Annotated in this window: 8 protein-coding genes; all 8 read right to left on the reverse strand. The window is 46.4% G+C overall.

Annotated features, from left to right (window positions below; translation table 11 throughout):
• Window positions 1–20: 20 nt before the first annotated feature.
• Window positions 21–743, reverse strand: coding sequence for a response regulator transcription factor (locus NST99_RS31025; RefSeq protein ID WP_341096784.1), 723 nt, complete (start codon window positions 741–743; stop codon window positions 21–23).
• Window positions 744–747: 4 nt separating this feature from the next.
• Entirely contained in the window at window positions 748–1,905 is a 1,158-nt protein-coding gene (locus NST99_RS31030; protein WP_341097803.1) for a sensor histidine kinase, read from the reverse strand.
• A gap of 57 nt (window positions 1,906–1,962) precedes the next feature.
• On the reverse strand, window positions 1,963–4,695 hold the full coding sequence (locus tag NST99_RS31035; RefSeq protein ID WP_445745002.1) for a stalk domain-containing protein: 2,733 nt from the start codon (window positions 4,693–4,695) through the stop codon (window positions 1,963–1,965).
• A gap of 358 nt (window positions 4,696–5,053) precedes the next feature.
• On the reverse strand, window positions 5,054–9,082 hold the full coding sequence (locus NST99_RS31040) for an Ig-like domain-containing protein (RefSeq protein WP_341096785.1): 4,029 nt from the start codon (window positions 9,080–9,082) through the stop codon (window positions 5,054–5,056).
• Between the two features lie 208 nt (window positions 9,083–9,290).
• Window positions 9,291–10,493 (reverse strand): methionine adenosyltransferase, encoded by a 1,203-nt coding sequence (metK, locus tag NST99_RS31045; RefSeq protein ID WP_076109642.1) that lies wholly within the window; start codon window positions 10,491–10,493, stop codon window positions 9,291–9,293.
• A 268-nt stretch (window positions 10,494–10,761) separates the two neighbouring features.
• Window positions 10,762–11,034 carry an alpha/beta-type small acid-soluble spore protein gene (locus NST99_RS31050; RefSeq protein ID WP_341096786.1) on the reverse strand — a complete coding sequence of 91 codons (273 nt, stop codon included), beginning with the start codon at window positions 11,032–11,034 and terminating at the stop codon, window positions 10,762–10,764.
• Between the two features lie 150 nt (window positions 11,035–11,184).
• Complete coding sequence (locus tag NST99_RS31055) at window positions 11,185–11,724, reverse strand: hypothetical protein (RefSeq protein WP_341096788.1); 540 nt, start codon at window positions 11,722–11,724, stop codon at window positions 11,185–11,187.
• A gap of 102 nt (window positions 11,725–11,826) precedes the next feature.
• Entirely contained in the window at window positions 11,827–14,556 is a 2,730-nt protein-coding gene (locus tag NST99_RS31060) for a hypothetical protein (RefSeq protein WP_341096790.1), read from the reverse strand.
• Window positions 14,557–14,960: the final 404 nt, after the last annotated feature.

The following is a 14,960-nucleotide window of genomic DNA, read 5'->3' on the forward strand; positions in this document are numbered from 1 at the left end:
TTCAGTTAAGGTTAAGCCTGTTATAGGGTTACCCAGCCGTATTTGATAGAATTAATGACTGCTTGAGTACGGTCGTCAACTTCCATTTTTTGCAGAATACTGCTGACATGGTTCTTAACGGTCTTCTCGCTGATAAAGAGGTATTCTCCGATCATCTTATTGCTCTTGCCTTCGGCCATCAGCCGCAGTACCTCTGCCTCGCGCCGGGTCAATGGATTGTTGTCGCCTGCGACGAATTTGACGCCTGCTTCCTTAACGGCCGTTTCGGTCATTGCTCCCGTCTCATTGAGATAGGTCATGCGCCGCAGCTGATTAATCAGCTTGCCCGTAACCTTAGGATGGATAAATGCATGGCCTTCACAGACGGAACGAATAGCGTTAATAAGCGACTCTGCCTCCATATCCTTCAGCAAATAGCCATTGGCACCCTTGCGCAGTGTTTCAAATACATAGCTTTCATCATCATGAATCGACAAAATAATAACCTTGACTTCAGGGAACATTTCACGCAGCTTTTGAGTAGCCTCCACACCGTTCTCGATAGGCATATTGATATCCATAAGCACGATATCCGGTTTATTGACATTGCAAAACTCCAACACCTGGATGCCGTCACCGCATTCGCCAATGACTTCAATGTCATCCTCCATATTTAAAATACGTTTCAGCCCTTCACGAAACAACTGATGATCATCGGCCAAAAGAACCTGAATGGGCGATTTGCCAGAACTTTGGTTCTCCATCACATTACTCCTTTCCCTTATCCACATTCGTCGGAATGTGGATTACAATTGTTGTGCCCTGATTCTCCGCTGACAAAATCTCCATTCTTCCTTCAAGCAGTTCCACCCGCTCCCGCATGCCTACCAGTCCAAAGCTTTCGCGGTTGCCCTGCTCGCTTACCTTCTTAACATTAAAGCCTAATCCATTATCCTTTACGACGATCTTAATCAGCTGCGCCTGATAAGTGATCTCTACTAGCACATAGCTGGGAAAGGCATGCTTGGCCGCATTGGACAAACCTTCCTGAACCAGTCGGTACACCGCCGCCTCCATGGCAGAAGACAGCCTGTGCTCCTTGCCCCTCGTTTCAAAGGAGGTTCTGATCTTCGTCTTCTCCTCATAATCATGAACGTATTTACGGAGTGTCGGGATCAGCCCCAAATCATCGAGAGCCATCGGACGTAAATTAAAAATCACCTTGCGCATTTCTTCGAGGCTGTATCGAACCTGTCCCTTTAAGTCTATTACTTCGTCCTGCACCAGGGCAAATTCCTGCTTTACCAGCATTCTTTCTACAATTTCCGTCCTAAGGACTAAATTCGCCAGCATTTGAGCAGGACCGTCATGAATTTCCCGGGCAATTCTCTTCCGTTCCTCTTCTTGAGCCAGGATTATTTTGAGTCCGATCATCTGCCTGTTCTTCGCAGTTTCGACAATTCTAGTCACTTGTCCTAGTTCTCCGGACAAATATTCCAGGACAACGCTCATTTGCGAACCAATCGATTCGGCACGTTCCACTGAGTTCTCCACACTTCGAACCCGCTGTTGCAGTTCATCCCGTCTGCTCCGGAGATAGGTTTCCCTTTCCCTTGTCATCATGAGCTCCAGCTGAAGCTCTGTCGCCTTCTCATACGCAATCCGGATATCTTTCTCCGAGTAGCGGACAAAATCCCGGCTAACCTCAGTCAGCCGGATGCGGGAGCGGTGGTACTGCAGCTCCAGTTTGTCTACCTTTTGCAATGTTTCATCCGTTTCTTCCATAACGCGCTGCAGTTCTTTGGTGAGTGCAACAAGCTCATCCCTTGCAACCTGCAATATTTCAAATATCTGATACTTGCTGCTCTCCATCACGTCGATGGTATTCTTAATAACGCGATCTATCGCATCGGCCTGAAATTCCACGGATGCTTGCCCCATTTCTATCGAATCGTATTAAAGGCTTTCCTTTATACTAACATATCACGATTCGATAGTTACGGTCTTCGTGTTCTGTTCCCATTTTACGGTCAAACCTAGCTGTTCTGAGACCAATCTTAGAGGTACTAAAGTCCTGCCCTGTAGGATCAAAGGAGCTACTTCAGCACTCTGCCGTTTCCCGTTCAACACATATTCCTTGCTATTCACAGTAAGCTCCATAACTTTTGCACCTCGCAAAACCAAGATCTTCTTGGTGCTCGAATTCCAACCCGCGCTGCCGCCAAACGCGTCCATCACATATTTAATCGGCACATAAGTACTCTCACCTTTAACAACGGGAGCTACGTCAATGGGTTTATCCGCTCCGTTCAGCGCCATGGATTTGGAACCAATCTTCATTACAGCGGTTCCCTTCGGAAGTCCGGCTTCACTGGAAAGCGACGGCATCACAAAGGAAAGATTGTCAAAAGCAACGGTGCCGGTTTTGGCCCGCTCATCTTGTCCTTCCTCTACATTCACCACATACAATCTCTTTAAAGATGCAGGGAATTTAATTCCGGAGCCTGACAAATCAATATTCAAGCTTTTCCAGCCGTTCCAGTCGATAACTTTGGCCAAATCAATATAAGCTGTAGTTCCGCTACTGTCCACTACTTCAGCCCGTAGCCAATTCAAACTCATATCGCCCATGACATCAAGCGACATTGAGGTTGCTGCTGCCGGGATGCTTTTACCGCCCGTGCCATTGAATTGGGCGTAGGCATACATTTTGCCGCTGCCGGCCGTCATATCATAGCTAAGCGACAGCACCTTGGAGCCTGCACGTTCAGCACTGCCCGCCGTAACACCCGCAGTTCCTGTTACAGTGTTGACGTTGGAAGTAAAGGCAATCGGATAGGTTACATTCTCAAAGTCTTCCCAGGTAGAAGCTGCCGCTGCCGACAATACAACTGCAGTGCTGAAGCCGTCATAACGGGCTATCGCATAACCGGTAGTCACACCAGGATTGACAGAATCAACTGTGAGCTTACCATCCTGCACATTGCCCTTAAAACCGACGAACTCCCATTTGAGTGCTGAATTCGGCACTGAAATTGTTGCTCCGCTCTTGGCAGCTGCTGTCACAGGCACGGATACCGATGCGCCGGCCGTCAGAGGCGCTGTAGCCGTTCCAACAGACAGACTGTTCAGATCCTCACCACCCAGAACAGTGACCTTTGTAGACGCGCTAGCCTTACCGCTAGTCGCTGTCAAGGTGACTGTCCCCGGCTTCACTCCGGTTACTTCCCCTGTACTTACACTTGCACTGCCATTGCTTGCCACCCAAGCCGGGTTTGCTGCAGCTACATCGATTGGATTATAGTACGTATCATAGCCTTTTAAAGAATAGCTTTCCTTTTGTCCGATCAGAAGCACCGGGCTGCCGCTGATTTTAATCCCTTTTACTTCGCCTTTTGGAGCAGATGTAAATACTCCAAGCCCGTTGACAATGCTGCGCTGCTCTTTGCCATACTCTGTATTAAACGTTAGAGTGGTCGAGGTTTCGGCCAAAGGCCGGTCTACCATCGTTGTAGAGCCGCCTCCGTCCAGATTGAGCCCCTTCCAGACCCCGATGTTCGTCATGAAGGATTGCAGCTCTGACAGCGACATTCCGGCACTGTTGTCATTTTTCTCGACTGCGATAACATAGGCATACTGTCCATCCTGTGAATACCCCAGTGCTGTGCGGGCACGGTAACCGCCAAGACTGCTGGTTGAGCGCGAGAAGGTCGCAGCTTGGCCGCCATTAACCAGTATCGTATGTCCGCCTATCATCATCTGCACATTGGCGGGATCGAGCTCCTGCTGCGTTGTTTTGGAGCGTAGCGTATAGTCTGTGACCAGCTTTTGCCCTACAGCCAGGTGACCCGTAACAAACTGAGACGCGAGTCCATGTGTCCGCAGAATATAGGCACCTTTAGGAACTGCTATTGCCAGAGCTTTACCGGCTTCTGAAATCTGGGTAATAATATCATTCTCAACCAGAACCTCTGTGGGGCTGGCCGAGCTATTCTTTGGCCGCTCCCGCGCTGTCCAGGCATCCGTATAAACATAGGCAGCATTGGCATGGCTGTATGTGGAACTGCCTCCATCCGGAGTATAAGCTCCTTTGTTGATACCCGATAACGGGAATTGCGAACCATCCTCCGCCGTCACCAGCCCTTCAAACGTATATTCGTCGATCACAGGCTTGCGGTCCTTGGTAACAGCAAAGGCGTACATTCCATTAAGCTGCGACGGCGTTGAAACAACGACTCCGCCCGTTACCTGTCCACCAATAGGCGCGCCTTCACCACTTGTATTGAAATAGTCTCCATTAACTGCCGCCACTGCTCCGGTTTCCGCAGCCATACCGCCTGTGCTTTGGCGCGTAGTCAAGTTGCCGCCTTTGCCGGTCATCACATCTAGAGATACGTAGGGGTTATTCAGATCTACACGAATTACATCCGCGAGCCCAGTCGCATTCTTGCCGGAGCGGGTGGTGGAGAATTTATATTTCATCATAACTGCCCCTGAAGTGATTACCTCTTCACCTAATTTGGTTACTTTAATAGAGGCTGCTGCTTGAGCCAACGATGCGGTTCCTGGCCCGAAATGAGGCAACCCTTCACTGCCGATTACCGGCATGATCCACAGCACTCCTGCCAATGAAGCGGCGATCCATCTTTTAGCTGGCGACATTTTCATTCCCCGTAAATCTGCTCTGCTATTCTTGTCCTTGAATACTTCATTCATTTCAGCGTAACTCTCCCATCTCATTGTTAAAAATTTAAACTTCCCCATAGGTTCACATCTATTTTCAAAAATCCTATAAACTGTTTTCAGTGTCCCTGTTATATCTTTAATAGACTGAATTTATGGGAAAAAGTTGCGAATATTACTAGATTCATCAATTTGAACTGACAAAAAGCGCCCGGCGCAAAACCGGACGCTTGAGAGCGGACATATAGCTATTGTCAGTAGTAATGCCACACTCGGATACTCATGCTCTTGCAAGTGGAAACGGTTTTGCCGTCCTAAAAAGGACAGTATCCGTTTCAGCGAGAAATAGAAGGATAATTTATAGCGTGAAGCCATATAAATTCGTATATTTTTACAAAAAACCAGCCTTTGTCAGCATCCGCTGCAGCATTACTGCCGCTTGAGAGCGGGTGGCATTGCCTTGAGGCTGAAACTGGGCGCCAGGCATACCCAGAATAATTCCTTCCTGTACAGCTTTAGCCACAAATTCGGCGCTTTGACCCGAAACCTTGCTCTTATCTTTAAAGGCCGAAAGTACGGATGTGCTTGTGCCGCTAAGCGTAATCGGATTTTTGGTGTATTCCATAGCCCGAATCATCATTGTCGCCATATGCTCACGGGTAATATTGGCATTGGGACGGAAAGTACCATCCGTATTGCCGGTAATAATTCCGGCCTTGGCCACTGCTCCAATAGCATCTCCGATTTGGGTAGAAGCTTGAACATCACTGAAGCGCTGTGCCGTCTCACGGTCACCCAGCAGCCCAAGCCCTCTGCTTAGCATCACCGCAAACTCGGCACGGGTAATCTTCTGCTCTGGCTTAAAGGTGCTGCCGTAGCTGTTGTCTATAATATTTTTGGCCGCCAGCAAAGCTACACTTGATTTGCTCCAGTGCCTGCTCATATCTGAAAAGCCCCGGGTAGACAGAAACGTTCCTACCACCTGATTCCCTACCACCTTCGCCTGAATGAAGGTATAGCTTCCTGCCCCGCTGATTTTGCCAGGCAGATATGCTGCTTCAGAATAGACAAGGTCCAGTCTGGCTGCTAAAGTCTGGTCACTGACTAAAGAAGAAGTTGTACGGGCTGTATATTCCCCCGGAACACTTAGAACCGTACTATTGGAATAATTGCCGCTGACCGCAGCGGTCAAACGGATATCCACAAGGCTGGTTACACTCTGCAGTCCCTGAGCTTTAAGCGTTGCCTCAACTGGCCCAAATGTGCCGAAAGGTACCTTTTCAAGTCTTAGCATCAGCGAGATATTGCTGCTGTCTGTAGTTAACTTGGATGCAAGGCCGGTCATATCTATGTCATTTAGTGCAAGATTGTACAGGCTGTCACCATAACGTATAGCAAAGGCTGCCTTACTGTCGCGTTTTACTGCTTCCAGCAGGGGCTTAAGCGGTACAACTACATAGGCCCCCAATTCCGTGGTGGGCACTTCAAATGCCAGAGACGGACTGCCCATTTTATTGAGATAATCATAGCTGGCAGTTAATCGGTCAGCCGTAAGGGTATATCTTTTTACCGACTGGTTATATACGGAACGGTCATCCGCAGAAGCTGCGGAGTCCCCCTTCAATAGCGGATACTCTTTGCCAAATTCACTTGCTGCCAAAGTTCCCAGATACGAAGGACGCCCGGTTGCCGATGTGCCTACACCGGTGAGGTTCTGAACAGAAAGCGCGCTGAATGAAGCAAGCGCACTGCCGTTCAGATCCAGAATATTTCCGGAACCGGACATATAGGATAAAACGACGGTTTGTCCGGTTTTGACTGCCGTGGACAACAGCAGCTTTAATGTACTTCCCGATACAGTATACGATTGTATACCCACGCTGCTTCCATCAGCTCTCACACCAAACTGGTTGGTGTACAAGCTTGAGGACGCCTGCATATTCTTGCTGAAGTTTACAATAAGCTCATCACCGGAGACAGTCGCTGAATTAATAAAAGGCACTGTTGTTGTACCATTACTACTGCTGGTGCCTGAAACCGACACTGGCTGCAAATTAATGTAGGCGGCCCGGTTGCCGTTCAAGTCACTGATACCAGATGTTCCTGGTACATAAGAGATCGTAGTGGAATTATTCGTGCTCAAGGCGCTCGCTAGCGTCAAGGTTACCAGATTTCCGCTTACGTCTACGTTTGTCACATAATTAGGTGTATTCCCCACAAGTACGGAGAATTGGCTGTTCATCGGCAAATTAGCCGTTGACAGTCCTTCATTATAAGTTAGTACAATCTTATTTCCCGAGCCTGCAGCGCTTTGATAGACAGGTGCAGTTGAATCACTGGTATTACGGATATAGAAATCGCTAAAATTCGCAATATTTTGGCTATATTGATCTTGGATAGGATAAGATCCGGCATAATAGGTTACGCGAATCGTCTGTCCATTCGCTGCATCATTACTTAGCCCCAGAATGACCGTGGAGCCACTGGAAGTGGAGGAGACCACTCCAAGTGAAACACCATCTGCATAAACAGAAAATTGGCTGAAGGCGTTATTGGAAATTGCTTTAAGTGTATCATTGAAATTCAGCGTTAGTGTCTTGCCTGACAAAATTCCGTCCTTAGGCGCAGGAAGCGCCGTTTGGACTGTGTTCGTTACCTGTCGTAGTGAGAACGTAGATGCTGCGTTGCCGGCGGCATCCTGAATCGTTCTAAGACCACCCGTATAGGCTATCTTGACAAATTGGCCTACTGCCACACCCGTACTAAGGGTCACATACACGCTGTCCCCTTGGATATATACACTCTCTACTGCCCTTTTCTCATCGTTGACCGTTACATTAAAGCTGGAAGACAGCAGGGCAACTGCCGGACGAATTGCTTCATCATACTTCAGCCGGATTGTGCGGTTACTTTCAAGCTGTGTAGACACCAGAACCGGTGCCCTTTTATCTAATGCCACCGTTCGGAAACTCCAAGAGTTTTTTCCGCTGAGTCCCTCATATGAATTCGGATTATTTTTTTCAACAAAAGCACCTGCAGGAATATCAACGTAATAAACCGTATCGTTTTCGAGAACATTTGAAGGCACGATTACGAATTCGCTATCGTTATTTCCGGCAATTACTTTTGATCCCAATTTAGTTCCATTGCTCTTATAGAGGCTCACTGGATTCGTCTCAATATATTTACTTGGACGGTTGAAGGTTATCTTAATGGGCTGATCAAGCGCCGCAGATTCACTGCGGTCTGCCGGGCTGAGCGAGTCTACAGCATAACCAGTTTGTGAGGTAGTTGTAAAACTCCATACATACGGTGTTCCTGAGGCAGGAAAAGCATTGCCATCCTGGTCATTAAACGCGCCTGCAGGAATAGTGACTGTGTAAATAGTATTATTCATCAGCGGACTCGTCGCCGATGTCGATGCTACCGTTATGGTTCTGGTCCCGCCACCGGTAACAGCCGAGGAGTTCACATCAAAGTATCTTGTATCCGCTGCATTAGTGGAAGATAATTTGATCACTCCATTAACCGGCGTCATCGGCTGGTCAAAGTTCAGCTGAATGTTGCCGGCTGGGGATACGGCAGTAGCACCACTGGCTGGAGATACATTTACCGCAACGCCTGTTCCCTTTGTGGAAAAACTCCAAATGTTCCCACTGGTTATTCCAGCGAAGGTTTTATTCTCATCATCCTTAAAAGCATAAGGATCGATTAGAACATAATAACTTTTTCCAGCCGTAAGTCTACTCGCCAGATTCAATCTCACTATCGTGGAAGAGTCGTCGCTTTGCAGATTGACTGAATAATCTCCATCATTAACCTTGAATTCCTGAACAACAGAATTGTCTGCCGAGGAAATGAGTTTAATGGATCCACCGCTCTTTTGCAGCTTCTTGTTCAGCTTAAAGCTAAGCTGAGTCAGTGTTGTGGAATCTACCCGTGAATAGTTCGCCGGAGTGAATTCGCTTGCCACAATATTCAGGTTCATTTCAGGTGATGAGGTAAATGTCCATGAAGCAGCCGCTGAGTCAGCACCCGCCCCGTCCTTAAACAGTCCTCTGGGAACAGTGACGGTATAGGTTTTGTTCTTCTCCAGCTGCTTGCCTAATTTAACTTCGTATTCCGTAGAATTGCTGATTAGCCCAGAACTGCCGATAGGCACCGTCACATATGGCGTGCCTGTGTCTCGCGTAGTAAGGGTGATATCTCCACTCTGCGGATACACCTGACGATCGAATTTCAGTTTAATGGAGGACGATACATTTACATTGACCTCACCTGCTGTTGGCGAAGTTGCCATGCTGAATTCGCTTGCAGCATAAACTGCTGAATTCCCGGGACCGATTGACGAATACCCTGCACTGAGCAACAGATCCCCTGCCAAAATGAGTGCTGCTAATATTGAAATTTTCCTTTTCATGCGGTGATAGACTCCTCTCAAGCCATACTTTCGTCTTTACATATATTCTTATATTTCGGCTAAATGGCTTCCAAAGTTTAGAAGAGTTCCTCTATAAGATAAGTTGACTTATATATAGTTTCAGCATGTGCATACAAAAAAGCCCGCAAAAGCAGTTCTTCCTTGAATCGAAGAATTGCCTTTACGGGCCTGATTCTAAAGCTATAAATTATATCCCAGCCTGGTCTTTAAGCATTTCTGCCTTGTCCACACGCTCCCAAGGAAGATCAATATCCGTACGTCCAAAATGACCGTAAGCTGCAGTTTGTCTATAAATCGGCTTGCGCAGATCGAGCATGGAAATAATTCCGGCCGGCCGCAGATCGAAGTTGCTGCTGATTAACTGAGCCATTTTTTCCTCACTGATTTTACCTGTTCCGTATGTATCTACATTAATCGAGACAGGATTAGCGACGCCAATGGCATAGGCCAGTTGAATCTCGCATTTGTCGGCAAGACCAGCGGCCACCAAATTCTTGGCGACATAACGGGCGGCGTAAGCTGCGGAACGGTCGACCTTAGTCGGATCCTTCCCTGAGAATGCCCCTCCACCATGACGGGCATATCCGCCATAAGTGTCGACAATAATCTTACGGCCAGTCAAGCCTGCATCACCTTGCGGACCGCCAATAACGAAACGGCCTGTCGGATTAATGAAATATTTAGTATTCTCATCAAGCAATTCGGCAGGAACAACCGGCAAAATAACATGCTCCTTAATATCAGCCTGAATTTGCTCAAGCGAAATTTCTTCGGCATGCTGTGTTGATACCACTACAGTATCTACACGTACCGGTTTTTCGCCATCATACTCAATGGTCACCTGTGTCTTACCATCAGGACGCAAATATTCCAAAGTGCCATTCTTACGGACCTCAGACAGGCGCCGGGCAATACGGTGGGACAAAGCAATTGGCAGTGGCATCAACTCAGGTGTTTCATTCGTCGCAAACCCGAACATCAACCCCTGATCACCGGCGCCAATGTTGGCGGTTTCTTCAGCAACCTGTGCAGGATCGCGGTTCTCCAGCGCAGCATTTACACCTTGGGCAATATCTGCAGACTGCTCATTCAGCGAGCTGAGAACCGCACAAGTATTATAATCAAAGCCATATTTCGCGCGTGTATAGCCAATTTCCTTAATCGTATTACGTACAATGGCCGGTATATCTACATACTCCGACTTTGTACTTATTTCGCCAATGACAAGCACAAGACCCGTTGCAACCGCTACCTCACAGGCGACACGTGCGTTTGGATCATTAGCCAGAAAAGCATCCAGTACCGCATCAGAGATCTGATCGCAGATCTTGTCCGGATGTCCCTCCGTTACGGACTCGGAAGTAAATAAATGACGTCCTTTAATCGACATGTACAATAACCTCCCATATGGATAGTCTGACACTGTATAAGGGGGCTCCTTAACAAATAACAGGCCACATAAAATAAGTATAGTATAAATATCGGAATACCGCATATCTTAAAAAAATGAACCTTTTCCGCATGGAAAAGGTTTATGGCTTTCCTCAAAAGTCATATTATCTTATTTGCCGGATGGTGTCAATTATAGCCAGTGTTACCCGTCATAGCGTAAGGCACTAGCTTATACCCCGCAAGCAAACCCTAGAGTGGTTCGGGTATTAAGTAAACAAAGATTGCTCAGCTTGTTTGACCAGTCTCTTTGTAATCTCTCCACCTACAGATCCGTTGTCTCTGGATGTAAGATGTCCAAGGTACTGACTTCGCCCGATTCCACCTGTTCCACCCAAAGCCCCCAGTTCAGAAGCAAACTCTGTATCAGCCCCGCCACCGTAAGAAGCTCCGTATAGTCCGAATTCAGCAGCGATCTCGTATTGCATCTGTTTAAGCATTGCCCGGCTCTCCGGTACAACTGTGCGATTAGTACGTGCCATGTTACAGCACCTCCTGAATTTTTTTAAGATCACAGGAAGTATTGTGTGCTCTTTACCAGGGCCCCAATCGCCTCAATGTTTGTCAGCAGTGGTAAACTGTGCCGAAGTATGACGAATCCGATATTAGGACATCCTATTTTATATTCGAGCCTACTTCAATGTATAGGCTCCGCGCACCATAACAACCAGGCCACCGGTCTGACCCTCTTGCACCACTATGCCCCGTCCGGCGCGAGGGAACGATAACAGATGATTGGATGGTACTGCAGTACCGTTAACCAAATCTGCTCCATCCGTTAAATCAGCAACACCATTGCTGTCCTGAGAATAAATAGCCGCCTTTCCGGCGCGAACAATAAACTCGGCACCCGCTCCGGCAATTAGAGTCTGACCTGCTTTCACATCAACGATCTCAACTTCATCGCCTTTATTCTGGCTAGGTGTTGCTGTAGGGGTAGGGGTTGCTGCAGGCGTTGGTGTGGCCGCTGGAGCCTGGGTAGCGATAGTTCCGCCCTGAATCGCTTTTTGGATCTGTTGATCTACATAGCTTTTAGTAACTACTGGATCTTCGGACGTTCCTGGCTGGTTGCCTACACCTGCACCGTCAGCTTCACCAAAAAAGAGGGATCCACCCCACAGACTGCCTGTAATAAGCACAGCTGCTGTCATTATTTTATAAGTTGGTTTCATACTAACCTCCAATGTACTGGGATTGTAAGCCTTATTACATAAAAATCTAAAAAAAAAAGAATAGCCTCCGAAGAGGCTATTCTGTGCTTCGGTAATCGGAGATTACTTAGCGAATACTGTCTTATCACCAACAATAGTGTTACCTGCGATATCTGTAGCAGTTGCACCATCGATAACTTTAACAGAAATATTGTTTACGTTGTTAGCATTGAGGTCAGGATATCCTGCAAGTCTAACATAATATTTACCTGCATCGTTACCAACACCGGCGATGAAACCACCAGTAATTGCTGTTCCAGTCGAGCTGTTGTTCACAATAATTACGAAGTCGCTAGCCTTAAGAGTAGCAGCATTGATCGGCTCAGAGAATGTCAATTGCAGAAGTGAAGTATCTCCAGAAGAGACAGCTGCTGAATCCAAGGTTGGTTTAACACCGTCTGCCAATACTGGCTTAATAGTAGCGCCGTAAGTACCATTTCCTGCAGTATCAGTAATACCGGATGCAATAAATTCAATTGCTTCAGTTTTGCTGATTGCATTTTTAGGAACGCGTACTTCAACTACTGCTTCTGTAGGAGCTGTTGAAGTTCCTTTAGATGACAATAGCTGCGGATAGGAATTGATAGGAAGTGCTTTGCTGCCCAAAGTATAGCTGTTCAAATCACGCAGGGATGCCACATTCAGACCAACGTTGTCTTTAACTGTTACGGTGAAGACAACTTCAGTATCAGCTTTAGCACCCTCAGAGTAAGTGATGCTTGTAACTACAGGTCTTTCAGTGTCAGTTGTAGTTGCAGCTGCTGCAGTAACATTAACAGTAGTGCCAACTGATTTGTTCTTAGCAAGTGCCAAATCTGTTACTAGACCAGCAGGAAGACGCAGAGTATAAGTTCCGCTAAGACCCTTCACATTTGGATATGTGAGCTTACTACCGTCAACAATCTTAGCACCACTGAAATCAATACCAGTTACTACTAGACCAGTAGAATCACTAATCAATGTTGGTGTTCCACCTACCAGCGTAACATCTTCGGAGTATGGTACAACCAGACCTTTATCAGTGCTAAATGATGCATTAGAAGCTACAGGAGCCGTAGTATCCTTCACAAGTGTGATCGGTTGAGTCACTGGTGTACCAAGCGTGTTGCCCAATGTGTCTTTAACAGTTGCTCCGAAAACAAGTGATCCAGTGTAAGAACCGGAATCTGGCAGTTTGAATCCAGCAGGAACTTTAAACTTAATAGTGTCGCTGTCAGCAGTTGCTTCTACACTAAGTGTTCCTTGGGACTCTCCATAAGTATTCAAGAATTTAACGTTACCAATCAAGGACTGATAGTTAACTTTCTTGTTGAACTTGACAGTGATAAGGCTATCACCTGTTGCAGTAACAGAAGTAATTGCAGGAGCAGCAGTATCAGAAGTTACAGCTACACTTGTTTTGATCGGGTTAGGACTTATCAGGTTGCCAGCAAAGTCACTAACATTCAACAGGGATACATCATAAGTTGTACCAGTCTTCAATGTACCTGCAGTCAAGCTGAAGGTGTCGTAAGTTTCACGGGTTACAGAAGCGGATACGCCGTTTACGCTAGCAATGATTCCGGCCGGTTTAACTGGCTCACTGAACTTCACAAGCACTTTATTAGTAGTATCCTTAGCTACAGCAGTTACGCTTGCAACTGTTGGAGCCACTGTATCAGCAACAGTCAACATCTGGCTGTACTGAGCAAGAGCTGTTCCAGCAGTTGTCTTAACTGCATCTGTTACAACAACAGTGTATTGGCCTTTAAGGAATTCAAGACCTGGGAATGTAACAACCGCTTCAGTTCCAGCAGCGTTAACGCTCACTTCAGCACCATCTACTGTAATAGCAGGTTGGTTATTCAAAGGAATTACTCTGATAACACCAGTTTTAAGCTTATCGCTAGAAACTACAGTTGAAGTATCAATTGCACGGTTGAATGTTACTTGCAATTGCTTAGAGTTCGGAGCATTTACAGAAACAACCTTAGGAGCTGCAAGAGTAACCTTCACGGTGTAATCAACGTTGTTGTGTTTGAAAGGAACTGTAGTTTCAACGCCTTCCACCAAAGCGGTAGTCAGAGTTACAGTTGTTGTAGATTTATCAGAGAAAGTCACCAATACGCTAGTTGGGTTCAAAGCATCACCCGAAACTACTGTTGGAGCTTTCGAGTAGTTAGCAGCAGCATAGGCTGCTTCTACTACCAAAGAGCGGGTAGCACTGGATTTGAAATCGATACCTTTTGCAACCAGACCAGCGTTAACAACTGCTTGTGCGTAACCTTTAGCCCATACAGCGGCGTTGTTGTCAGTTGTAGTAGGAGTTTCAAGTTTCAAAGCACGGTGCAGCACAGCTGCGATTTCTTGAACTGTAACTTTACCACTGTAGTTAAAGATACCTTTTACAGGGTCAGTTCCTTTCATGTAACCAGCTGCAGTTACAGCTTCAATGTAAGGAGTTGCCCACATAGTTTTAGTGTAACCTTTGTCTTTGTAAGACAATGTTGTAGGAGTCACTTCTGGAAGATCAAACAATTTAGTGATGATCTTCGCGAATTGAGCGCGATCCAGATCTTTTTCAAGATGCGCTTGACCGTCTGGGAATCCATCAAGAATACCTTTCGCTGCCAAAGCATCAAATTTCGCTTGCGGAGTTGTTGCAGTTTCACCAAATGCTACAGAGGCAAACATCGAGAATGCCATTGCTGTAGATAATGCTACGGATAAAATTTTCTTCATAACCTTTTTTTCTCCTCCTTGGACGTTCATGAACTGAGATTTTTCTTTAGTTGGGTAGCTCATGTCACTCATTAGCCGATGCACCCCCTTTCCCGAGTTGAGCATATTAAGTATAAATAATGTCTGTGACGGGTATCACAGAAACTTGTAAACCGATTTAAGGCATGACAATACTAGATTCCTAATTCTACCTAAGTATTATACAATGTGCCTCAAGTCACGTAAAGCTAATTTTTCCAATCACTGCGCTTCATTAATTTGGGCCATCCCAAATGTCTGGTGCAAATGACTCTACACTTTAAACGCAGAAGTTCTGGAAAAGTTGCGCCTTACTCAAAAAAAGTTTTTTTTGGCATCCCGATGCCGCTCCAATAGAAGAGCATATGTAGTTCTACTAACTATTTCTAATCATGGGTGACTACGGGAAACAGTATAGCACATGAACTTTCGAAACGTCATTAAACAATATTTGTTAA

This window comes from Paenibacillus sp. FSL L8-0470 (assembly GCF_038008625.1).
Lineage (GTDB): Bacteria > Bacillota > Bacilli > Paenibacillales > Paenibacillaceae > Paenibacillus_AQ.

What these genes read in the sequence shown, in the direction of transcription:
- NST99_RS31025 (WP_341096784.1), bottom strand. Translation starts at nt 743, where the DNA reads ATGGAGAACCAAAGTTCTGGCAAATCGCCCATTCAGGTTCTTTTGGCC.
- NST99_RS31035 (WP_445745002.1), bottom strand. Translation starts at nt 4,695, where the DNA reads ATGAATGAAGTATTCAAGGACAAGAATAGCAGAGCAGATTTACGGGGA.
- NST99_RS31040 (WP_341096785.1), bottom strand. Translation starts at nt 9,082, where the DNA reads ATGAAAAGGAAAATTTCAATATTAGCAGCACTCATTTTGGCAGGGGAT.
- metK (WP_076109642.1), bottom strand. Translation starts at nt 10,493, where the DNA reads ATGTCGATTAAAGGACGTCATTTATTTACTTCCGAGTCCGTAACGGAG.
- NST99_RS31050 (WP_341096786.1), bottom strand. Translation starts at nt 11,034, where the DNA reads ATGGCACGTACTAATCGCACAGTTGTACCGGAGAGCCGGGCAATGCTT.
- NST99_RS31055 (WP_341096788.1), bottom strand. Translation starts at nt 11,724, where the DNA reads ATGAAACCAACTTATAAAATAATGACAGCAGCTGTGCTTATTACAGGC.
- NST99_RS31060 (WP_341096790.1), bottom strand. Translation starts at nt 14,556, where the DNA reads ATGAGTGACATGAGCTACCCAACTAAAGAAAAATCTCAGTTCATGAAC.